This is a genomic window from Pollutimonas harenae, from assembly GCF_004153685.1.
GTDB classification, from domain to species: domain Bacteria; phylum Pseudomonadota; class Gammaproteobacteria; order Burkholderiales; family Burkholderiaceae_B; genus Pusillimonas_C; species Pusillimonas_C harenae.
In genome coordinates, this window is sequence record NZ_SDQD01000002.1 from 312,420 (window position 1) to 335,542 (window position 23,123).

General features: G+C 57.2%; 18 protein-coding genes. 6 read left to right on the forward strand and 12 right to left on the reverse strand.

The genetic code is table 11. The features are described 5' to 3' along the window. Nucleotides 1–33: 33 nt before the first annotated feature. The 4 genes from ERD84_RS08315 to radC form a co-directional block, all read right to left on the reverse strand. Nucleotides 34–1,443 (reverse strand): MATE family efflux transporter, encoded by a 1,410-nt coding sequence (locus tag ERD84_RS08315; RefSeq protein WP_130039167.1) that lies wholly within the window; start codon nucleotides 1,441–1,443, stop codon nucleotides 34–36. Further along, on the reverse strand, nucleotides 1,440–3,194 hold the full coding sequence (locus ERD84_RS08320; protein ID WP_130039168.1) for an ArnT family glycosyltransferase: 1,755 nt from the start codon (nucleotides 3,192–3,194) through the stop codon (nucleotides 1,440–1,442). The genes ERD84_RS08315 and ERD84_RS08320 overlap by 4 nt, the downstream gene beginning before the upstream one ends. A gap of 102 nt (nucleotides 3,195–3,296) precedes the next feature. Next, nucleotides 3,297–3,563, reverse strand: coding sequence for a type B 50S ribosomal protein L31 (locus ERD84_RS08325; protein WP_130039169.1), 267 nt, complete (start codon nucleotides 3,561–3,563; stop codon nucleotides 3,297–3,299). A gap of 108 nt (nucleotides 3,564–3,671) precedes the next feature. Continuing rightward, nucleotides 3,672–4,349: a RadC family protein gene (gene radC / locus ERD84_RS08330; protein WP_130039170.1), complete on the reverse strand. Its 678-nt coding sequence runs from the start codon at nucleotides 4,347–4,349 to the stop codon at nucleotides 3,672–3,674. 260 nt (nucleotides 4,350–4,609) lie between these two features. Between radC and ERD84_RS08335 the strand changes: the two genes are divergently transcribed. From ERD84_RS08335 to maiA, 4 genes are all read left to right on the forward strand, one after another. Continuing rightward, the gene (locus ERD84_RS08335; protein WP_130039171.1) at nucleotides 4,610–6,736 is read left to right on the forward strand and encodes a methyl-accepting chemotaxis protein; all 2,127 of its coding nucleotides are present in this window, start codon (nucleotides 4,610–4,612) and stop codon (nucleotides 6,734–6,736) included. 173 nt (nucleotides 6,737–6,909) lie between these two features. Further along, nucleotides 6,910–7,386, forward strand: coding sequence for an FKBP-type peptidyl-prolyl cis-trans isomerase (locus tag ERD84_RS08340; protein WP_130039172.1), 477 nt, complete (start codon nucleotides 6,910–6,912; stop codon nucleotides 7,384–7,386). Beyond that, complete coding sequence (ispH, locus tag ERD84_RS08345) at nucleotides 7,386–8,354, forward strand: 4-hydroxy-3-methylbut-2-enyl diphosphate reductase (RefSeq protein WP_130039173.1); 969 nt, start codon at nucleotides 7,386–7,388, stop codon at nucleotides 8,352–8,354. Before ERD84_RS08340 ends, ispH begins: the two co-directional genes overlap by 1 nt. Beyond that, nucleotides 8,354–9,001 carry a maleylacetoacetate isomerase gene (maiA, locus tag ERD84_RS08350; protein WP_130039174.1) on the forward strand — a complete coding sequence of 216 codons (648 nt, stop codon included), beginning with the start codon at nucleotides 8,354–8,356 and terminating at the stop codon, nucleotides 8,999–9,001. Before ispH ends, maiA begins: the two co-directional genes overlap by 1 nt. An 8-nt stretch (nucleotides 9,002–9,009) precedes the next feature. Here the strand turns inward: maiA and ERD84_RS08355 are convergent, their stop codons facing one another. After that, nucleotides 9,010–9,609 (reverse strand): 2-hydroxychromene-2-carboxylate isomerase, encoded by a 600-nt coding sequence (locus ERD84_RS08355; protein WP_130039175.1) that lies wholly within the window; start codon nucleotides 9,607–9,609, stop codon nucleotides 9,010–9,012. A gap of 94 nt (nucleotides 9,610–9,703) precedes the next feature. Here ERD84_RS08355 and ERD84_RS08360 point away from each other — a divergent pair, with 94 nt between their 5' ends. Next, nucleotides 9,704–11,155: a YdgA family protein gene (locus ERD84_RS08360; protein WP_167667366.1), complete on the forward strand. Its 1,452-nt coding sequence runs from the start codon at nucleotides 9,704–9,706 to the stop codon at nucleotides 11,153–11,155. 56 nt (nucleotides 11,156–11,211) lie between these two features. On the opposite strand, the gene ERD84_RS08365 is transcribed toward ERD84_RS08360, so the two are convergent. Together ERD84_RS08365 and ERD84_RS08370 are read right to left on the reverse strand one after the other, a co-directional pair. After that, nucleotides 11,212–11,595: a DUF4168 domain-containing protein gene (locus ERD84_RS08365; protein ID WP_130039177.1), complete on the reverse strand. Its 384-nt coding sequence runs from the start codon at nucleotides 11,593–11,595 to the stop codon at nucleotides 11,212–11,214. Between the two features lie 520 nt (nucleotides 11,596–12,115). Then, nucleotides 12,116–12,664, reverse strand: coding sequence for a hypothetical protein (locus tag ERD84_RS08370; protein WP_130039178.1), 549 nt, complete (start codon nucleotides 12,662–12,664; stop codon nucleotides 12,116–12,118). Nucleotides 12,665–12,823: 159 nt separating this feature from the next. Between ERD84_RS08370 and ERD84_RS08375 the strand changes: the two genes are divergently transcribed. Then, complete coding sequence (locus ERD84_RS08375; protein WP_130039179.1) at nucleotides 12,824–13,702, forward strand: pirin family protein; 879 nt, start codon at nucleotides 12,824–12,826, stop codon at nucleotides 13,700–13,702. Nucleotides 13,703–13,765: 63 nt separating this feature from the next. Here the strand turns inward: ERD84_RS08375 and ERD84_RS08380 are convergent, their stop codons facing one another. Genes ERD84_RS08380 through ERD84_RS08400 form a run of 5 tightly spaced genes read right to left on the reverse strand, consistent with a single transcriptional unit; the run spans nucleotide 13,766 to nucleotide 23,093 of the window. After that, entirely contained in the window at nucleotides 13,766–17,434 is a 3,669-nt protein-coding gene (locus tag ERD84_RS08380) for a hydantoinase B/oxoprolinase family protein (RefSeq protein ID WP_130039180.1), read from the reverse strand. 13 nt (nucleotides 17,435–17,447) lie between these two features. Then, nucleotides 17,448–18,809, reverse strand: a complete 1,362-nt coding sequence (locus tag ERD84_RS08385) for an aspartate aminotransferase family protein (RefSeq protein ID WP_130039181.1) — start codon at nucleotides 18,807–18,809, stop codon at nucleotides 17,448–17,450. A gap of 52 nt (nucleotides 18,810–18,861) precedes the next feature. Further along, nucleotides 18,862–20,409, reverse strand: coding sequence for an acetolactate synthase large subunit (locus tag ERD84_RS08390; RefSeq protein WP_130039182.1), 1,548 nt, complete (start codon nucleotides 20,407–20,409; stop codon nucleotides 18,862–18,864). 58 nt (nucleotides 20,410–20,467) lie between these two features. After that, nucleotides 20,468–21,463, reverse strand: coding sequence for a Bug family tripartite tricarboxylate transporter substrate binding protein (locus ERD84_RS08395; RefSeq protein ID WP_130039183.1), 996 nt, complete (start codon nucleotides 21,461–21,463; stop codon nucleotides 20,468–20,470). Between the two features lie 34 nt (nucleotides 21,464–21,497). After that, a complete protein-coding gene (locus ERD84_RS08400) occupies nucleotides 21,498–23,093 on the reverse strand; it encodes a gamma-glutamyltransferase family protein (RefSeq protein WP_371743158.1) in 1,596 nt (531 codons plus the stop codon). Nucleotides 23,094–23,123: the final 30 nt, after the last annotated feature.

Sequence of the window (23,123 nt, forward strand, 5' to 3'; positions counted from 1 at the left end):
GCTGTCGACCCAATCTGGCTGTGGCTGTGCAAATCAGGCGTGGCCAGTTCGCAGATAGGATCTGACGACGTGCGCATACCAGGCGAACAACAGAGTTGCCGATAGTGCCAGCCCTGACAGTGCCATCAGCCACATGCTGGCCGCCCCTATGGGCGCGCCTGGTGCAATGCGTGTCACCAGGGGCTGAAGACTGCCCGCTGCCGGACCAAAACCCAACCACCAGCCGCCTATAAGACCCAGCCCGGTAAGCGCCACAATCTGCAGTATCAGGGGGACCACCGCCACTTTGTAGGCGCGCAGCAGATAGGAGCCTATGCACTGCGTGGCGTCGAATAGATGAAACCAGGGCAATATTTGCAACAGGGCTGCTGCAACAATCGCCACCTGCATATTGTCGGTGTAAAGGCGCAGTATGGGTTGTTTGGCGACAACCAGGACAGTGGCGGTAATCGTGGCCCCCAATACGACAATGCCAATCCCGGCCCGCCCCGTCGTGCGGGCTCTTTGCAGATCACCTGCGCCTATGGCTTGTGCTGTCAACGACGCTGTTGCAATACCTATCGCCATTGGCATCATGTAGCAAAGTGCCGCCAGATTCGACATGATCTGGTGGCCGCCTGTGACGAACATGCCTTCCCGGGCGATCAGCAGTGCCATGAAGGTAAAGGCGCATACTTCAATCAGGTAAGAGGCACCCATGGGGATGCCCAGGCGCAGCAGCTCTTTCTGGCTGGGCCAGTGCGGACGCGCCAATGTGGGTTTGAAGCGATGGTAATAGGGGTCGTGACGAATGGCCCACAAGCCTGCGATCAGTGTCATCCAGCCAACGATGGCCGTAGACAGGCCAGCTCCAACGGCTCCCAGGGCGGGAAAACCCAATTTGCCAAAAATAAGTATCCAGTTGAACAGGAACTTGAAAGCTATGCTGAGCAGATTGATCACCATGACGGTCTTGGGACGTGATACGGCCGTTCCCAAGGCATAGATGGTGCGAAATACCAGGCTTGCAGGCAAGGCTAGCACCAGCGCACGCAAATACCAGGTGATGCCATCACGTACGATGGGATCGACTTCTCCGGACAAAGAAAGCCACGCACCAGGAAACAGCATGGCGGCTGCACCCACTAAAGACAGGCCCAGTGCCAGCCATATGCCCTGGCCCCAGGTCTGGCCGACCTCGAGGTAGCGTCCACCACCAAAATGCTGGGCGATGATGGGGATAAGGGCATGAACCACGCCCATCAGGCCGACAAAGACGGTTATATAGATGGACGCAGCAAGCGCCATGATTTGCAGGTCGGCTGCGCTGGCATGGCCCGCCATCGCGGTGTCCATGACGCCAAAAATAATGCTGGCCCATGCGCTGATTAATACCGGCCAGCTTTGTCGCAAAATTTCACGTGCTTGCGGCCACAGAGCGGCCGACCGTGAGGAGGACGTCACGGCTTGCCAAGACGCAGCAGACGGAAGATTTCATGGCGCTCGGGCTCTCGCTTGCCCATCCATAAAACCGTGCCGGTGCCGGAGTAGGCGGCGGTGCCATCCTCGAGGCTTTGCGGTGATGTTTGTTGCAAAACCAGCGTGCAGTCGGAGCTGTATGTGAAATTGATGCCGTTAAAGACCAGGAATGACGCCCGTTGGCCAGTGCCCAAGCCTTGTGCACGCACGCATTCGCCGGCTTGCTGATGAAGCTGCAGGGCGTTGTACAGTTGGCCGGATACGGTGCGATAGCTGCGCACATAGTCAAGAGCGGGCATCCATAAGGTAACCAGCAGCAGCCAGGTGACGATAAGCCCACCAGCCGACAAAACTGTGCCGCGCCAAAGCCCGGCGGGCTTGGTATGCAAGCGCCAGCGGACCAGTGCTGCCCAGGCCAGCGTGCCTAGCAGAGCCGCGATGACGGCCGGCCATGAAATATACACATCGTAACCGCGAGTCTGGCGAGCAATATTGTGCGAAATCTGTTCTGGCCAGCCTGTTTGCAGTGCGATCCAGCCCAGCCAGACGGTTGCCGTGGTGAGCGAAAAACACATCACGGCGAACCAGTCCAGGGAGTTCACAATCCCGCGGCGCAAGGTAGGCAGGGAAAAGGCAGCAAGAATGGCAGAGGGAACGGCCATCAGGGCATACTCAGGCTCGAACGAGTCAGCCAGGAATACGATGGCGACCAGGGGCCATACCGCAAACATCAGGGGCAGCCAGATGTGTGGTGCAGTCAGCCACGAACGCCAGCGCCATATGGCCAGCAATGCAAGAGGCCAAGTGGGCCAGATGAACCAGGGCAAGTCGCGTAGCGCCTTGAGGATTTCATGGTAATCGGGCCAGCCAAATGCGGTGGTGTTCCATAACAGCCAATTTTGTGTCCAGTATTCGCTGGTGTGCTTGGCAGGGATCCACCAGAGCAGAATCAGGGCCGCACTCAGCACCGCGCTGATCAGCAGCCATTTTTTCTGGCGCCACAGCACACTGCCGGGTATGAAGATGAACAGCACAGCCAGCATGATGGGCAGGGAGCCTATCCACCCGCGAGTCAGGAATGCGGCAGCCAGAGCAAAACCCAGCGTGACAGAGCCCGATATCGGATGATCAAGCATGCGGGCAACTGAGTAGAAAGCCAGTGCCTGGAAGGCGATCAGGGCCGGAACCTCGGAGGTTTCGTGCATGCGCCAGATAATGCCTACCGTGGCCACCAACAGCAGCAAGGCGGCATCGGCAATCATGCGGCCATAGGCGCGCTCGGTGGGTTCGCCGCCGAAAGGCAGGGCCAGCGGCTGTGGTTCGGGACGGCGCCCCAGCAGGTAAGTACCATACCAAACCGAAGCAGTCAGTAAGCCAAACCAAAGAAAATTGGGCAGTCGTGAGGCGATGATCGCGGCATCAAGCGGTGAAACGAACAGCTCGAAAAAGGGAGAGAACAACCAGATGCTGAAGGCACCTACCCAAGTGACCAGCGGGCCGTCCTGGGCATGTGCGAGGACTCCGATTTGGGGCAGCAACATGGCCTGGCCGCCTTCTTTCAAAGCGGTCAGCATGGTTGCCAGTCCAACCACGTCATCGGTTTTCCAGGGATCCCGGAAGAACAGGCCCGCGAGAATATAGACCAGGCCTACGCCGAACAGGAAAAGTCGGGGCAGCTTGACGGTAGCCGTGGAAGTCAGGCGGGCAGGCGTGGATAAGGAGTCGCTGGATGACACAGGGAGCGCACAGGTACTAAAAGTGGAAGATGGGGGTATCTTAAAGTAAAAAGGCAGCCTCGAGGCTGCCTTTTCGCGAGCGCGTGGGGAAACCTTGTCGGTTTACGAAGCCTTGCGCGTAGTGCCAGTGGTACGGGCAAAGCGGGCGCGGAATTTTTCAACGCGGCCGGTTTCAACGATACGGGTTTGCGCGCCGGTATAGAACGGATGCGATTCAGACGTAACGTCGCACTTGAACAAGGGGTAGGTCTTGCCGTCAAGTTCGATGGTTTCGCGGCTGTTCAGTGTAGAGCGCGAAATGAATTTGTTGCCGGTTTGCTGATCCAGAAATACCACTTCGCGGTATTCAGGGTGGATGCCTTCTTTCATGGTCGATTCCTGTGTTTTAAAGGGCGGGTCGCCAACCAGGCACAAATAATGCTGGCCACGTATCCAAGTAACCCGGCATTATAGTGGAGCGCAACTTGACACGCAAGCTTAAATTAGGCCCTGTTCGGCCAGCGATACGGCGCCTGTGCCGGTGACGATCAAGTGGTCGAGCAGGCGTATATCGACCAGCGCCAGGGCGCGCTTCAGGTGCCGGGTAAGAGACAGGTCGGCCTCGCTGGCTTCGGCTACACCCGAGGGATGGTTATGAGCCAGGATCAGCGCCGCAGCATGATGCTTGAGCCCTGACTTGATGATCTCGCGCGGGTAGACCGAGGCCTGACTGAGGGTACCACGAGCGACTTCTTCGCTAGTAATCAACCTGAGCTGGCTGTCCAGGTACAGGGCCATGCAGTGTTCGACGGAAAGGTGTCCAAGCTTGGCGGCGCAGTAGTGTTTTACACGTTGAGGCTGATCGAGAGCCTGGCCAGTCTTCAGGCTTTCTTCCAGGGCACGGCGGTTCAGTTCGTTAATGGCCAGCAGTTCGCAGGTTTTGGCCATGCCCAGCCCGGGTATTCCCATCAGTGTTTGGGCGTCGGCCGACAGCAGGCCGCGCAGCCCGTCGAATTGCTCTATAAGGCGATGCCCGAGGCTGACTGCGTCACAGCCTTTGATACCGGTGCGCAAAATAATGGCCAACAGCTCGGGAGCGGTCAGTACATGTGCACCATGAGCCAGCAGACGCTCGCGCGGGCGTTCGGATTTTGGGCCTGAACTGGACAGTGTCATAAGGGACTCGAAGATAGGGGGAACAGGAACGAGCCTCTACGGTGACAGATTTTGATCTTTGTATCTGATTCAGTGCAAACTTTTGTCCGCCCTGATTCTTACTTAGTGCGGCTCTGAATAAGTTCCCTCGCCGTCTGCACCTGCGGATGGTCTGCTGCGTTGCCTGTGGGAAACCCTTAGGTCTTTTGCATAAAGTTGGAAGATTTTCTGCCGTTAAGACAATTACAACACTTAGCCTTGACAATACATAAGGGGCAATCATGGAGACAACAATCCAGGCGGGCGCAACGCGCACGCCTCGCACCGGCTGGCTGACCAGACGGTCTTTGGCCGTCAGGCTGTTCCTTGCCACGTCCGCAGTCACTGTCGTTGTAATGGTGCTTCTTGCCGGGATCATGGCTTGGCAGAGCCGCGCCAATGCCATCGTTGCCGTCGATCGCGAGATGTCGGCCGCCTTGCAGGGCGTCGACCAATCCTTGCAATTGGTGTTTGCTGATGCTAGCGAACGTGGCCGTGAACTTATCCCGGTCGTGCAAGAGGCCCTGGGTGGTGTGCCGGTCTTGGACGGCAGCATGATGGATAGCAACGAGGGCGGTGAAATTCCATTGCTGGTTGTCGAAGGTAACATCATCAATGGCGATACCGATACCTTGATGCAAATCAATGCCAGCACGGGAGCGGATCCGGCGATTATCGTCCGGCATGGCGATAAATGGGTGCGTGCAGCAACACTGCTGCGCAATGCAGAGGGTGAGGCGAGGGTGGGCAGCACGGTGCAGGCCAATGACCTGCTGGCCCGCACGCTTGACAAGGGTGTGGCCTTTAGCGGCGTAGTGCAGCGCCAGGGCAAGTGGTACGCCATGAGCATAGAGCCGCTTAAGGACGAAGCCGGAAAGGTCTATGGTGGTTTGTCGGTGCGTGTCGATGTCGATAAGCAAGTGCAGCAGTTGCTGACCTGGGTAGAGCAGGCCACGGTCGCCGAATACGGAACTTTGGGCGTGTTGCAACGTGCGCCGGACGGCAAGGGCTGGATGCGGATCGCAGGGTCGCAGGGCAAGCGTGGCGGCAATCTGGCGTCGGAGGTGTCCAGCACCGACCTGGTCACGTTACAGGCGCTATACGAACAGCCTGAAGGATTTGCTCAGATTACTCTGGGCGAAGGCGACAATGCCGGTGACCAGTTCGTTGCCTGGAGCACAGTAAAGGGTTGGAATTGGCTGACGTACGGCATGGGAGATCAACATGCCTTTCTGATGCAGAGTTACAAGCAGCTGGCGTACCAGTTGGGTCTGATGCTGATCGGCACTTTGCTTATTTCTTTGCTGGTAGGCTGGCTTGCCGCCAGAACCTTGCGGCCGGTAAAGCAGGTTATCGAGGGTATGGAGCGACTGGGCCAGGGCGACTTGAGCGCCCGCATCGCCGATGCGCCGCCAGCCAGCAAGAACGAGGTTCACACCTTGTTGGCCAATTTGCGACGCACGCAGCTGAATCTGTCGCGTACGATTGCAACTGTGCGGGCCAGTGTCGAAGAGATCAATATCGGCTCCAGCGAGATCGCCACTGGCAATAGCGATCTTTCCAGCCGTACCGAAGAGCAGGCTGCGTCCCTACAGGAAACCGCGGCCAGCATGGAGCAACTGGCCGCCACCGTCCAACAAAACACGGATCACGCACGTCAGGCTAATATTTTGGCTGCCGCCGCTTCCAGCGTTGCACAACGGGGCGAAGTCGCGGTCACCGATGTGGTTCACACCATGCAGCGTATTTCCGGCAGCTCTGGCAAGATAGGCGAGATCGTCACTGTCATAGACAGTATTGCCTTTCAAACTAATATTCTGGCCTTGAATGCGGCGGTTGAAGCTGCCAGGGCGGGTGAGCAGGGCAAGGGGTTTGCCGTGGTTGCCTCCGAAGTTCGCTCTCTCGCGCAGCGCAGCGCCGAGGCGGCCAAAGAGATCAAAAAGTTGATCGAAACATCTCTGTCGGAGATTGATGCTGGATCACGTCAGGTCTCCGGAGCAGGCGACACCATGCAAGAGCTGTTGTCCTCGGTTCAGCGGGTAACCGAGATCGTAAAAGAGATCGCCGCGGCATCAGAAGAGCAGTCCAGCGGCATTGATCAGGTCAATGTGGCTGTATCGCAAATGGATGAAGTGACCCAACAGAATGCGGCACTGGTGGAGCAGGCGGCCGCAGCGGCGGGATCATTGCAGGAACAGGCTCGACAGCTGGCACAGGCCGTGGCGGTGTTCAAAATTGCCGCTAGCGCGAATGTGGTGCTCGATATACAGGACGCAGCACAGCCACAACAAGGTCAGGCCGAGGCCTACTCATCGGATCACGAGGCGGATACTCTTTCGAGCGCCAATCTGCGTCTGGCATCCACCTGATGGCCACCGGTGTTCAGTTCGTTGGTGGCCTGTCGCCCGGGCGAGGTCAATATGTGGGCTCGGTGGGCCAGCAAACGCTCGCGCGGGAGTTCGGATTTTGGGCTTGCGCTGTACAGTGTCATAAAGGGCTCTAAAATAGGGGGAACAGTAACGATCCTCTACGGTGACCGATTTTGACCTCCGCATCCGATTCAGTGAAAGCCTTTGTCCGCCCTGATTCCTACTTAACCCTGCATTACCGCATCGAGCTCGTCTCGGGTCCGGCTGCCGGTTCCATTTTTGCCAACACGTTTGATGGCCGGCCAGCTACCCTGCAAATGGGGGCAGGGCAGTGGGCGCCTGGCATGGAGCAGGTCCTGCTTGATCTCGAAGAAGGCAGCCGCCATACCTTCGAGCTACCTGCAGCGCAGGCCTACGGTGATCGCAATCCCGATCTGCTGCAGCGGGTAAGCCGGACCATGCTGACCGAGCATACCGACCCGGAAACACCTCTCGTGCCCGGCGATATGGTGGAGTTTTCTGCACCCAATGGCGGGCGCTATTCAGGAGTCTTGAAAGAGTTGGGTGAAACTTCCGCTCTATTCGACTTCAATCATCCCCTGGCAGGGGCCGACTTGCGGATCGAAGTCTCGATACTGGGGGTCCTTTAATGTCAGTCCAGCATCCCGCTCAAGATGAGATCGAAGTCGTCCTGGCACAGCCCCGGGGTTTTTGCGCAGGCGTGGACCGTGCGATCGATATCGTTGAAAGAGCGCTCGAACTGCATGGGGCACCTATCTATGTGCGACATGAAATCGTGCATAACCGTTATGTAGTCCAGGACTTGCGTGAGAAGGGCGCCATATTCATCGACGAGCTGAGCGAAGCACCAGCCGGCGCCATCGTGGTGTTTTCAGCCCATGGTGTAGCCAAGACGGTGCGTGCCGAGGCCGAACAGATGGGCCTCAAGGTATTTGATGCAACTTGCCCTCTGGTCACCAAGGTCCATATCGAAGTGGCCAAGATGCGTGCAGCGGGGCGCGAGATCATCATGATTGGTCATCGCGGGCATCCCGAGGTCGAAGGAACCCTGGGGCAGGCACAAGATGGCATGTATCTGGTCGAAACGCCTGAAGACGTCGCCGCCTTGCAGGTCATCGACCCGGAAAACCTGGCTTTTGTTACGCAGACCACGCTGTCGGTGGATGACGCCGCCGTCGTCGCCCAGGCCTTGCGCACACGCTTTCCTACTATTGTCGAGCCCAAGAAAAGCGATATTTGCTACGCGACGCAGAATAGGCAGGATGCCGTCAAGATCATGGCGCCTGCCTGTGATCTCGTATTGGTGGTGGGTAGTCCCAATAGCTCCAACTCCAATCGCCTGCGCGAGGTTGCCGAGCGCAAGGGCGCAGCCGCCTACCTGATCGATACCCCTGACATGATAGACCCGGCCTGGCTGCAGAACAGTAAACGAGTAGGCGTCACCGCCGGTGCTTCGGCCCCCGAAGTATTGGTCAGTCAGGTCGTAGAACGGCTGAAAGAGCTGGGTGCCGTCTCGGTGCGCACTCTGGATGGCACTCCAGAAAACGTGGCGTTTCCGCTGCCCAAGGAATTATCCAGAAAAACCCGGGAGTCGTGATGAAACTATATGGCTATTTTCGCAGTTCGGCTGCCTATCGCGTTCGTATCGCCCTGAATCTCAAAGGGCTGGCCTACGATGCCGTATCGGTGCATTTGTTGAAAGACGGTGGCCAGCAGTTTGCCGACGATTACCTGTCAATGAATCCGACGGCGCTAGTGCCTACGCTGCGTGATGGCACTGAAGCCATCGGGCAATCCATCGCCATTATCGAATATCTGGAAGAAACTCATCCTTCGCCTGCATTGCTGCCGGTTGATGCTGTAGCACGCGCACGTGTGCGCGCCATTGCTCAAACCATCGCTTGCGACATCCACCCGCTGAATAATCTGCGCGTCTTGAAGTATTTGAAGCACGACATGAAGCTCAGCGAGCAAGACAAAGATACCTGGTACAGGCATTGGATCAGTGTGGGGCTGTCTGGTATTGAAGCCATGCTGGCCAATAGCCCCGCCACCGGACGTTTTTGCCACGGTGATCAGCCTACGCTGGCCGACCTTTGCCTGGTGCCGCAGCTGTACAACGCGCGCCGCTTCAACTGCGATGAAAGTGCATTTCCGACCATCGTTCGTATTGATGCTGCATGCGCTGAGCTCGACGCTTTCAGCTTGGCCGCACCCGAGCAGCAGCCCGACTACGTGGCCTGAAAACGGGTCTAGCTCTTTTGCTGCAGCCAGCGCCGAATATGATCGAAGCGATCAAAGCCCCAGAAAGACTCGCCATCGACAATCATAAAGGGTGAGCCAAATACACCACGGGCCATGGCGTCGTTCACTTCTTGTTTGAGCTGCGCCTTGATATCGTCCTGGGCGATGCCGTCCTGCAGTTCGGCGGCCGATAGTCCGACCTCTTCGGCGACAGCCAGTGTGACCTCGGTTTTGCCGATGTTTCGGCCTTCGGCAAAATAGGCGTGGTACAGGCGTTTGGCCAGCTCGGAGGCCTGACCGGCATTCTTTTTCTGCAGATATAGCACTGCACGCGCAGCGCTCACGGTGGCAATGGGGAAAGGGTCGGGCTGCTTGAAGGGAATGTTGAACAGTTCGGCTGTGCGACTCATGTCGTGCAGCGAATACTGCCCCTTGACGGGTATGTCAACCAGCGGCGCAGAACCTGTGGCCTGGAACATGGGGCCCAGCAAGATGGGATGCCACTTTACTTGCCGCTGGAATTCTGCCGCCAAAGCCTCGATTTGGGTGCTGGCGAAGTAGCCATAGGGCGATGAAAATTCAAAGTAGAAATCTATATGGTCGGCCATGGTTTGGGGCTGCCTTTTCGGGTGTTGTGACGATGTATATCGTACCGGCTTTCATGTTTAAATGACACGATCAATTTTATATGGGCATGAAGCAATGAAGAAAAGTACAAGAGTGCTGGGTATAGTCGTCATTCTGGGGGTAGCCTATGTAGGGGCCAGCTGGTATGTGGGCAAGCAAGCACAGCAAACCATCGAGGCGGCCGTCGCGCAGGCCAATGAGCGCATGGCCGCAATGCTGGCAGGCGCAGCAGCAGGAGAGCTTGCGCGCAGCACGGCAAGGCTCGACATAGACGACTACCAGCGCCGCATTTTTTCATCTGATGTCTTGTATACCTTGCGCATGAAAGATGGCGAAGGCCGTCCCATCGATATTGCATTGACCGATCATTTGCAGCATGGCCCTTTTTCCCTGAATGCTTTGCGCGACGGGCATTTCATACCTTTGCTGGCCTACAGCAGGGCAAAGCTTGTTGCAACGCCAGCTACACAAGCCTGGGTCGATAGTCAGAAAGGCGAGTCACCGCTCCTGATCAATACTCGTGTGGGTTTTGGCGGAGCCGGGCACTCCAGCTGGAATTTCCAACCTGTAGAACTGGCTACCGAAGATGTAAAAGTCAGCTTTTCGGGCGGCACCATCGAGATGGATTTCAGCAACCATTTCAAGAACAGTACGTCCGAGGGTCAGTTCCAGGACCTCGCTGTCAACGATGCGCAAGCCGGTGAAAGCCTGCAGGTCAAAGATCTCAAGATCACCAGCCAGACACAGGGCACGGAAGACAAGCTCACCCAGAGCCAAACTACCGCCACCATCGCCTCGCTGGTCATGGGCAGCGCCGAAGCTGAAGACGTTAGTCTCGAGCAGATACAGCTGGCCCTCGAAGGCGAGCAGTCAGGCAGTATTGTGGGTGGCTCCCTGCGCTATGATTTTGGCCGTATAGCGGTGGGTACGGCTGATCTGGGCAGTCTCTTGATCGCCGGGCGTATACAGCAACTCAATACAGCAGCCCTGGCTGCACTGGCAACCGATTACGAAAAGATTGCCGCCAAGCATGGCGGTGAAATCGGCCAACAAGAGGCGTTAAGCCGTGAAGACAATCAATTGCTGCGCGACCGCCTGGCTGCTGTCCTGGCCTCCGACCCTTCGATAGCCATCGAGTCCTTGGTCTGGAAAAATGCCAAGGGTGAAAGCAAGGCCAGCCTGCAGGTGAACATGTCTGCTCCTGACGACGACAGCGCACAGACTGTCGATGACTTATTCATGCAAGGTTTCAAGCAGGTCAAGTTTGATCTTGATTTGTCCAAGCCCATGTTTATTCAAGCATTCAGTCAGGCAGAAAGCCAGGCCGACAAAAAAATGCAAATGGAAATGCTGGGCGCGATGATCTACGACCAGTACGTCAACCGTTTGAAAATGGCAGGCTTGATCAAACAAGTGGGAGACGATGCAGCTGCTTCTGTTGTTTATGAACAGGGCAGTGTGAATGTGAACGGACAAGTCATGTCTGTTCCCGAGTTCATACAGCGCGTCTTCAGTGTTGCCATGTAATGCTCAAGGAAGTGGGCCACGATGATGTCAAGTCAACGTGGCCCTGCTGATGGCTTTTACTGTGCTATTTTCTGAACCCGTTTCACCAGATTCGGATCCTGCTGCAGTGATTGGTTGATGCCGTTGAACTGATCGACGGTCATGCCTTCATCGTGCACGGCCTTGACCATTTTCTGGTCGGCCTCTTCAAATATTTTTTTCTGGGTTGTTTCGTCTTTGCTGGCTTGCAGCTTAGGGGTGTATTCCTGGGAAATCATCGCTACTTTTTCCGAGGCGCTGACGAAGCGTTCCAGCTGAGCATCCGAATAGTCGGGCGTAGGTACGGTCATGGGTGCTTTGGGCTGCGGCTGTGTGGAAGGCTGCTGAGCCATCGCCACGCCACCCGTGATGCCAATGGCAAGCAGGCCGGTCGAAATCGCGGTAGTGATCCGTTTGTGCATGCAATCTCCTTTCTATTGCCATGAATGAGCTTTCATCATGACAGCATTAGAGCGGAGTACAAGCGCATTCTGTCGGTAGACTTATCGAGGGGATACGATGGGTAACGACGAGCTGGTCATTTCTAGCTCATGGGTCGGAATTCGGCATATTTATTACGTTTCGGCAACATGCTCCAGGCTTATGCTCAGGGTTATGCACAGTTGATGTGGATAAGGTGGTGAGCTTGTTTTCTGGCGTGCTCAATCCCTGCGTCAATCAAATATTCGGTTTGTGCCATTGACCCAGTCGGTGTCATTGCCGGCAGTAATCTGTGTCCTTGCTGTCCATCCGGCGAGTTCGCGCACGCCCTGGCTGAAGCCGAATGCATGGGAAATCCCGTCGTAGACGGGATCGCAGCGATTCGAGCCTCACTGGCCTGAAGCCTCTCCTGCACAGCCTCAAGAACCAGTGACCGCCCGACGCGCGTATACAGATGACCACGCATCGGCACAGTGCGCCAATGTGCATGGCAAACACTATTCAGAAATGCGCCTTGATGGTCGCCTCGAAAGCCTGCTCGGCCGACATCCCTTCACGCATCAGCTTGCTGATCTCTTGCGAATGCTTGGTAATCTCGTCGGGCAGATACTCCCGGTTGGCTTTGAAGTAAGCGTATTTGTCTTGCTCAATGGTATCGACAGGCGCGGCCGGCGCTGTACTGCGGCTGCTCGATGCTCTTGGCGAACTGCCGCGGGAAGAGGGTGAAGTGCTGCGTGCGCTGCCACGGCTGGCTGTCTTGCGCCCATCATTGGCAAGCGCTGCCTTGATGGCCTCTAACGTGTAAGCCGTACTCATCTCATCGCCGACATTGCCCGCGTCGTTCAGACGCATCAGCAAATGCCTGTTGTCGAATCCCATTTTCATGTCACGTGCATTGATGACCTGATAGCTGGGCGTACGGGCCTTGGTAGGCATTTCGAACTGAATCCTGTCGCCATAAGAATTCATTTTTTCGATGACTTCCTTAAGAAAGTCCGGCGTTAGCGAACTCAGTTCGCCATTCCAACGTTTGCTTCTATTCGTGCTCAAGATACTTCTGCTTCCGGTGATTGTGTATGAAACGGCGAAATTGTACTGCTCTTCTTATTGCTTGTATAAATGGAATAATAAATCCCATTCTTAGATCTTGGTTTCAAAAATGGTAGATAACTATAATCAATATCAATCAGTCAGTTCTAGGAGCTTCTCATGGCTACACCCGTTTCTTCCCTCAATGCAGCAACCATCACACAGACTCGTGCGGTGGAGCGCATCATCCAGGGCCAGGCTACTTCCGATGGTGCGGGTGTCAAGCTGACCCGCGTGCTGACGCGCGACCTGCAGCACAGGCTGGACCCCTTTCTGATGCTGGACAATTTCGGTACGGATAATCCCGAAGACTATATCGGTGGTTTCCCCGATCATCCGCATCGCGGCTTTGAGACCATCACTTATATGATCGATGGCCGCATGCGTCATCGCGACAGCGGCGGCAACGAGGGCCTGTTGCAAAACGGTGGTGTGCAATGGATGACCGCAGGTCGTGGTTTGGTGCATTCCGAGTTGCCCGAGCAGGAAGAGGGCCGGATGGAAGGCTTTCAGCTATGGCTGAATCTGCCCGCCAAGGACAAAATGTGTGAGCCGGGATACGTAGACATACAAAGTAGCGATATTCCAGAGCTCGATCTCGGTCAGGGGGTCGTGGCAAGACTGATCGCCGGTAGCAGCCATGGGCGGGCGGCGGCCATGCAGCGTGATGTCACCGAGCCGCTCTATATTGATGTGCACTTCGATGGCGAAGGCGAGTTTGCCCAGACCTTGCCCGCAGCACACAATGCTTTTGTCTACGTGTATCGTGGTGAGGTGGAGGTAGGTGGGCAAACCATCGGCCTGCATCGCATGGGCATCCTGAAGAATGATCCTGATGCAGATGGAGTGATCATACGCAGCAAAGGGCCGGCGCGCGTGCTGTTGATCGCAGGCCGGCCGCTCAATGAGCCCATTGCACAGCACGGTCCTTTCGTCATGAACACGCAGCAAGAGCTGTTTCAGGCTGTTGCCGATTATCAGGCAGGCAAGTTCGCCTGAGGGCTAGGGTAAAGCAGACGACGGTAGCAATCCGCCATCTGCCTTGTCGACTGGCCTTGGTGTTTAAACCTTGGCCTCGCCATATCCACCACCTCCGGGGGTTTCAATGACGAAGACGTCGCCGGGCTGCATGTCGGCTGACCCCGTAGCGCCCAGTTCGGTTTGGCTACCGTCGATGCGTTGCACGTAGGTACGTCCCAACTGACCGGGTGATCCGCCATGGAGTCCAAAAGGCGGGATACGACGTCGGTTGGCCAGTATGGACGCTGTCATGGGCTCCAGAAAGCGCAGCCGGCGTATACCGCCATTACCACCGTGAGCCTTGCCCGCTCCGCCGCTGTTGGGCCGGATTTCGTAGCTTTCCAGCAGTACCGGAAAACGCCACTCCAGCACCTCGGGGTCGGTCAGTCGCGAGTTGGTCATGTGGGTCTGTACGGTATCGATGCCATCGAAATAGACGGGCTGGCCGTCCTTGCCCTGCAGCAGGCCTGCCCCCGAGCCGCCGGCGATGGTTTCGTAGTATTGATAGCGCTCGTTGCCAAAGGTGAAATTATTCATGGTGCCTTGCGCCGCAGCCATGACACCTAGCGCGCCATACAGCGCATCGGTAATGCACTGTGATGTTTCCACATTGCCCGCTACGGTTGCGGCGGGAGGGAGCGGATTCAGCATTGACCCTACCGGTATGACGACTTGCAGTGGTTTCAGGCAGCCGGCATTCATGGGTATTTCGTCGTTCACCAAGGTGCGGAATACGTAAAGCACAGCTGCCATGCATACGGCCGATGGTGCATTGAAATTATTGGCCAATTGCATGGATGTGCCAGTAAAGTCGATAACGGCACTGCGTTCGGCAGTATTGACACGCACGGCCACCTGGATGATGGCACCGTTATCCAGTTCGTACGTAAACTCGCCATCGTTCAGCACGCCGATAACACGGCGCACGGCTTCCTCGGCATTGTCCTGTACGTGGTTCATGTAGGCATGCACTATGTCCAGGCCAAACTCCCTGACCATGCGGCGCAGTTCTTGCACACCTTTTTCGTTGGCGGCAATCTGGGCGCGCAAGTCGGCAATATTCTGTTCGGGATTGCGGGCAGGATATTGGGCTCCGGTCAGAAGCTCGCGCAGCTCGGCCTCACGCATACGGCCGTTTTCGATCAGCTTGAAGTTATCGATCAGGACGCCTTCTTCGTGCACGGTCTTGCTGTTGGGCGGCATGGAGCCAGGGGTGATGCCGCCTACATCGGCGTGGTGTCCGCGTGAGGCCACGAAAAAGAGGATGTCCTGGCCGCTGGTGTCGAAGACCGGGGTGACGACAGTAATGTCGGGCAGATGTGTGCCGCCGTTATAGGGGTCGTTCAAGACATAGCTGTCGCCTGCACGCATGGTGCCAGCATTTTTACGCAGCACAGCCTTGATGCTTTCCCCCATCGAACCCAGATGCACTGGCATGTGAGGCGCATTGGCGATCAGGTTTCCGTCGGCATCGAATAGGGCGCAGGAAAAGTCCAGACGCTCTTTGATGTTGACTGAGAAGGCGGTATTGGCCAGCGTGGCACCCATTTGCTCTGCAATCGACATGAACAGATTGTTGAAAATCTCGAGCATGATGGGATCAACGTCTGTTCCGATGGCGTGCCGGCCAGCCTTGGGTACGGCGCGGCTAAGCAAGAGCTCGCCACCTGTCAGGATCTGCATTTGCCATTCAGGTTCAATAATGGTGGTGCCGTTTGCATCGCACACAATGGCCGGCCCTTGCAGGAGGGCACCGGCTTGCAGGGCATCGCGCTGATACACGGGCGTATCATGATGCTTGCCATTGGAGTACAGCGCAATAGTGGCTTGTGCCGAGGGTTCGTCGACTGTTGCATTGGCCGGCTCGGCCCCAGCCTGAGCTTGCTCGGCGCTCATGCCTATGGCTTCGACCGATACGGCTTCGATGACCAGGCGTTTGTCGGGCATTAGGAAGCTGTAGCGCTGTGAATAAGTGTCTTCGAAGCGCGCCTGCATTTCAGAGACCGACCCATACGCCACGACCAGCGCGGCATCGGTGCCTTCGTAGCGCAGGTGCGCACGCTGCACGAGCTTGATGCGCTCTGCGGCCACGCCCTGATGGGCTACTTGTTCGTAAGCGGCCTGGCCTATGGTGGCCAATACCTGCTCGCACTGCGTCAGCTGGCTTTCTTCCAGTACAAGTTCTACGCTGGCCTCGCGCATGGCGGTGATGTCGGCCAGACCCATGCCGTAGGCTGACAGTACACCAGCCAAGGGATGTATGAGTGCACGAGTCATGCCCAGCGCATCGGCAACCAGGCAGGCATGCTGCCCGCCCGCGCCACCAAAAGAGACCAGCGTGTATTTGGTGACGTCGTAGCCACGCTCGACCGATATTTTCTTGATGGCGTTGGCCATATTGGCCACGGCAATATCAATAAAGCCTTCGGCCAGCGCTTCGAGTGTGCTGGCATGTCCGGTGTCTTGCTCGATGGTTCGGGCCAGATCCGTGAACTTGTCGCGCACGGTCTGCAGGTCTAGCTCTTGATTGGCCTCGGGGCCAAATATTTTGGGAAAGAATTCGGGTTGCAGCTTGCCCAGCATGACGTTGCAGTCTGTCACGGTAAGGGGGCCGCCATTGCGGTAGGCGGCGGGTCCCGGGTTGGCGCCTGCCGAATCTGGCCCAACGCGCATACGGGTTCCGTCGAAGTGCACAATGGAGCCGCCACCGGCTGCCACGGTATGAATATTCATCATGGGCGCGCGCAAGCGGACGCCGGCTACTTCGGTTTCGAAGGCGCGCTCGAATTCGCCGTTGTAGTGTGACACGTCGGTTGAGGTGCCGCCCATGTCGAAGCCTATCAGGGCGCCGTAGCCTACGGACTGTGCGGTGCGAGCCATGCCGACGATACCACCGGCGGGGCCCGAGAGTATGGAGTCCTTGCCCTGGAACTGCTCGGCTGCGGTGAGGCCACCGTTGGACTGCATGAACATTAGGGGCACGCCCTGCATCTGGCCAGCCACGCCATCGACGTAGCGGCGCAAGATGGGAGATAAGTAGGCATCGACGACAGTCGTGTCGCCACGGCCGACCAGCTTCATCATGGGGCTGACTTCGTGCGAAACCGATACCTGTGTAAAGCCGACTTCGCGTGCCAATATGGCCACTTCATTTTCGTGAGCCGGGTAGCGATAGGCATGCATCAGCACAATTGCTATGGAACGAAAACCTGCCGCATAGGCTTCTTGCAATTGGCGACGCACCTCGTTTTGATCGGGTGCTTGCAGCACATTGCCCTGGGCATCGACCCGTTCGTTGACCTCGTCTATGCGCTCGTACAGCAGTTCGGACAGCACGATGCGCAGATCGAACAGGCGGGGGCGTTCCTGATAGCCTATACGCAGCGCATCACGGAAGCCGCGCGTGGTAAACAGCACGGTGCGGTCGCCCTTGCGTTCCAGCAAGGCGTTGGTAGCGACCGTCGTGCCCATCTTGACGGCTTCAATCAGGTGGACCGGAATCGCTGCGTCTGGCGCAATGCCCAGCAGCTTGCGTATGCCCGCCAGAGCGGCGTCGGCATACTGTGCGGGGTTATCAGACAACAGTTTGTGGGTGACGAGCGCGCCATCGGGGCTACGGCCCACAATATCAGTAAAGGTGCCGCCGCGATCCACCCAGAATTGCCAGCGTGGGTCGTCAGTCGGCGTGTGACTTGCAGTGTGTACATCCATATTTCTTTTCTGCCTACAGTGTTTTATGCACTTCATCCAGGGTTGTGACAAAGCGCTCCACAATATCACGCACTTGGGCTTCCGTGATGATAAGTGGTGGGCAGAATGCGATGCTGTCTTGTATGCCACGAACGATCAGGCCGTGCTCGTGCGCGCGCTCATAGACGGCGGCGCCGACCGAACCTAGTGGATCGAAGGGCCGGCGGCTGTCCTTGTCGGCCACGAGCTCGACTGCGGCAATCAGGCCTGTGCCACGCACTTCGCCTACCAGAGGATGATCGCTCAGTTCGCGCAGCGCCGATTGCAGGACTTGGCCGGTACTTGCTGCATTCTGGACCAGACCTTTTTCCTGAATGATGTTCAGATTTTCAATGGCGACGGCGGTGGTGACAGGGTGACCGCTGGCTGTGTAGCCATGACCGAAGGTGCCCAGCTCGCCACTTTGGCGGGTAATGACGGAATTGACCTTGTCATTCAGCAGAACAGCCGCCAGTGGGAGATAAGACGAGGTGATTTGCTTGGACAAGACCATGATGTCCGCTTTGATGTTGTACTTTTCCGATCCGAAAAAAGTACCGAGTCGACCAAAACCTGTGATGACTTCGTCGGCAACCACCAGTATGTCGTATTTGCGGCATACCGCCTGGACCTTGTCCCAGTAGGTATTGGGTGGCACGATGACGCCGCCAGCGCCCATGACGGGCTCGCCAATGAAGGCCGCAACAGTATCGGGGCCTTCGCGCAGTATCAGGGCCTCGAGTTCATTGGTCATGCGGGTGGCGAAGTCTTCTTCGCTTTCTCCTGGCAGGCCTTCACGATAGTAGTGCGGGCACAGCGTGTGCTTCATGGTGGGCAGGGGCAGGTCGAAACCGCGATGATTGGGCGTCAGGCCAGTCAGGCTGGCCGACGCTACGGTGACGCCGTGATAGCCGCGGTTGCGAGCAATGATTTTCTTCTTGTCGTGGCGACCCAGGGCATTGTTGTAGTACCACACCATCTTGATGACTGTGTCATTGGCCTCGGAACCCGAGTTGGTGAAGAACGCGGTGCTCATTTGCCCCTGCGTGGCCTGGACCAGGCGCTCGGCCAATTCAATGGAGGGCGTATGCGTCTTGTGCGTGAAGGTGTGATAAAAGGGCAGCTTTTGCATCTGACGATGCGCGGCATCGACGAGTCGCTCTTCATTGAAGCCGACCGCCACGCTCCAGAGGCCCGCCATGGCTTCTATATACTGCTTGCCCTGATCGTCATAAACATAAATGCCTTCGCCGCGCTCGATGATGCGCGGCCCGATCTGGCGATGCTTGACAGCATTGGTATAGGGGTGCAACTGATAGGTAATATCGCGATGCTGTGCCGTACTGAGTGTGGTCATGGCGGTTTTTCCTGAAAGAAGGCTGGTGTCCAGTGTAAATTCGTGGGCTTGATTAAATAAGGGCTTCAATCAAAAACGGGCCTTTGCGAGCAATTGCCGAGCGCAGGATATCGATGAAGCTATCCAGGGTACTTGCGCGGGCAGCCTCGACTCCGGCAGCCTGTGCCATGTGAACCCAGTCGATGGCAGGGTGATCAAGATCGAGCATGCGTCGGGCATTGTGGCCCGGCTCGCCGGCACCCACCATTTTCAACTCGTTATGCAGGATGGCATAGCTGCGGTTGGCGAAAATAATGGTGACTACATCGAGCTGTTCGCGAGCCTGCGTCCATAAGGCTTGTGGGGTATACATGCCGCTGCCATCGGCTTGCATCAAAATGACTTTTCGGTCGGGGCAAGCCACCGATGCGCCAGTGGCCAAGGGAATGCCTATGCCGATGGCTCCGCCCGTAATTTGCAGGAAGTCGTGTGGGGCAGAGCCGAAAGTGGATTTGAAGGAGTCGCGGCCAGAGCTCACCGATTCATCACAGATGATGGCGTTTTCAGGGCTGAGTACTCCGATGGCCTGGATGACGGACGCCGCGTTCAAGCTACCGGTAGGTAGCGTGGTGGCGTTACGCTCGGCTGTCGTGATGGGACTTGCCCGGTCAGCGCCGACGGCATCGGCCAGTTCGTGCAGGGCTTGTGGTAAATCATTGCCAGGCTGAGTGAGTGCGATGACTTCGCAGTTTTCTGGAATGAGTACGCTGGGTTTGTTGGGATAGCCAAAGAAAGCAACGGGGACACGAGATCCGACCAGAATGAGTTGCTCAGTGCCTTCCAGGGCCTTGACCGCCAAGTCGACATTGAAGGGAACCCGGTCGATCATGACACGGCCTGCGCCGCGTTCAATACGGCTATTGGCTTGCTGTGCCAGCAGGCGGGCGCCGGTTTTGGCGGCAATACGGCTTGCTGTTTCCAGCGCTCCGCTGCGCAAGGCTTTGCCTGACAGCAAAATAACAGTTTTGCGCCCATTGCCCAGGGCAGTGCTGGCCGCTTGAAGCGCTTGGGTGTCCAGCGCGGTTGCTGGGATGGGCTTGGCGTGCTGTATGGCTTCCGGTGCTTCCGTCCAGGCTGCATCGGCGGGCAGAATCAGTGTGGAGATACCGCCCGGATTCTGGTTGGCAGCTTCGATGGCCGCGGCGGCAGCCGGCGATACATTGGCTGCAGACTCAATACGATGCAGCCAGTCTGACATAGGCCGGGCGAGACTTTCGATATCGCTGGTCAGGGGGGCATCGTACTGAATGTGATAGCTGGCGTGCTCACCCACGATGTTGATCATGGGGGTGTGGGCACGGCGGGCATTATGCAGGTTGGCCAGGCCATTGGCCAGGCCGGGACCCAGATGCAGAAGCGTTGCGGCAGGCTTATCGGCCATGCGCCCGTAGCCGTCGGCAGCACCGGTGACTACGCCTTCGAACAGGCCAAGGATGCAACGCATTTGGGGCTTTTTGTCGAGCGCAGCAACAAAATGCATTTCGGATGTGCCGGGGTTGGCAAAGCACACGTCGACGTTATTGGCCAATAAGGTGTCGCAAAGACTATCTGCACCGTTCATGGATAAAACCTTTTAAGCGAGCGCCCTGACAGGGCGCGTTAAACAAATGGGGAAGAATTTACTGCTTTGTAATGTTGCGCTCTTGGATGAGTGTGCTCCAGCGTTTGCGTTCTGTTTTTTCGAAGGCTTTCAGGTCATCACCGAAAAGTGTGCCGGCCTGCGCGCCCAAAGTCACAAACTTGGCTTGCAGCTCAGGTGTGTTCAAGGCTTGTTTGGCTGCCTCTATCAGCTTGTCCTTCGCGTCTTTGGGTGTGCCTTTGGGTACGTACAAGGCAAACCAGGCGGTGACGTCCATGTTTTTAAGACCGCTTTCGGCAACGGTGGGGATGTCGGGAATGGACGGCGAGCGTTCTGCCGAAGTGATGGCAATGCCGCGAATCTTGGAACCATCTTTGACCTGGGACAGGGTGCTGGGCAGATTGTCCATCAAGATATCCACCTGGCCGCCTATGAGTGCAGGTAAAGAGCCTGAAACACCTTTGAACGGTACGTGCAGCATATCGATACCGGCGACTTGTTCCAGGTAGGCTCCCGTCAAATGTACCGATGAGCCCACGCCTGGCGAGGCATAGCTCAGTTTTTCATCGCCTGATGCTTTAGCTGCGGCGATAAGGTCATCCATGTTCTTGATCTTGGACTCTACGTTGACGGCGATGATGTTGGGTGTAGTCATGACGAGCGCAATAGGCTCGAAATCTTGTTCGGGGTTGAAGGGCAGGTCTTTGTACAAAAACTGGTTGATGGTTTGAGTGCCTATCGTACCCATGCCGAGGGTGTAGCCGTCGGGTTTGGCTCGTGCTACGTAACCCATGCCTATGCTGCCGCCTGCACCTGCGCGATTTTCGACAACAATGGTCTGGCCCAGGCTGGCTTCCATAGCTTGAGCGATGGTACGCGCGGCGATGTCGGTGGTGCCGGCAGGTGGGTAGGGTACAACCAGAGTAACGGGATGGTCGGGAAAACCGGCGGCCTGAACGGTTGCAGCCATGGCCAGGCTAGCCAGGCCGGTACATGCATAGTGGGCCCAGGCGCTTTGAAAACGTATTTTGATCATCGTTGTGTCTCCTAGTGGGTAAATCGTTACAGCGTCAGAAACCGACGGCCTGGCCGTCTCGGCGAGGATCGGATGCGCCAATGTAAATGCCATTATCCTGACGAAGTATGAGTTGTGCAGCGCCAAAGTCAAGGCTGTTTGGGCTTTGCAGTTCGACCTTGTGGCCGTACGCCTGCAGTGCGGCGGCCAAGTCCGCCGGGGCGTGTGCTTCAAGCATGACACGTGGGCCGGCTTCGACCCGGAAACGCAGTGCGTCGACCGCTGCTTGAGGATTACGGCCCAGGTCGATCAGTTGTTGCATCATCTGGACGTGGCCTTGTGCCTGCATGTTTCCGCCCATGACGCCAAAGCTGGCAAAAGGTTGGCCCTGACGGGTGATGAAGGCCGGGATAATCGTGTGCATGGGGCGTTTGCCTGGGCCTACCTGGTTTCTATGTCCTGGCTTCAGTGAAAAACCACGGCCCCGGTTATGCATGGCAATACCGGTTTCCGGCACGACGACGCCGGAGCCGAAGCCCTGGTAGTTGGACTGTATGAACGACACCATCATGCCGCTGCTGTCGGCGGCTGTCAGATAGACTGTTCCGCCTTGCGAAGGCATGCCCGCTGACGGTGTGCGCGCAATAGCGGGATCGATAAGCTTGGCCCGCTCGTTCAGGTAGCTGCGGTCCAGCAGCTGTTCCGTCAACTTGCCCATATTGGCCGGTTCGCCCACATACTCGTGCAGGTCAGCAAATGCCAGCTTGACTGCCTCGATGGGCAGGTGGAAGAGATCGAGCGGCTGATCGGGGCGGGGAGGTTCGAAGCTGTCCAGCATGCCGAGTGCCATCAAGGCGGCAATGCCCTGGCCGTTAGGCGGTATTTCGTGCAAGGTGTATTCGCCCCGATATGGCATGGAGAGCGGCTCCACCCATTCGCAGCGATGGGAGGCCAGGTCGGCGGCTGTCAGGGCTCCGCCGGTACTGGCGGCAAAGGCAGCGATCTTATCGGCTAATTCACCTTCATAAAAGTCGCGCCCCAGACTGCTGGCAATGCGCTCCAGTGTGCGTGCTTGTGCTGCGCAGCGCCAGACTTGACCGGCCTTTGGGGTTGAGTTGTCGGGAAAGAACGTGCTGGCAAAGCCAGGCTGATCTTTAAGCAGTGGTGCCTGCGACGCCCATTGGCGGGCGATGATAGGGGTAACCGCAAAGCCCTCGGCAGCGTAGGCGATGGCTGGCTCAAAGAGCGTTGCGAAAGGTAGTTTGCCAAACCGCTGGGACAGCTCTGCCCATCCTGCTATCTGGCCTGGCACCGTGACGGTGTCCCAGCCCATTTGAGGCATGGCCTCTAGTCCTGCAAAATGCTCTGGCGTCCAGGCTTGAGGTGCACGGCCTGAAGCGTTCAGGCCGTGCAGTTTGCCTTGGTCCCAGATCAGAGCAAAAGCGTCGCCGCCCAGGCCGTTCATGACGGGTTCGACAACCGTAAGAGTAATGGCAGCAGCCAGGGCGGCGTCGACAGCATTACCGCCGGCAAGCAGCATGCGCAGGCCGGCCTGCGCTGCCAAGGGTTGTGTGGTGCTGACGACGTTGGCGGCCAGTACAGGCATGCGCTGGCTTGTGTGGGGAAATTCCCAGAACGAATTGGCGGACACGTTGGCCTCTTGTATGTGATTGAGAATGAA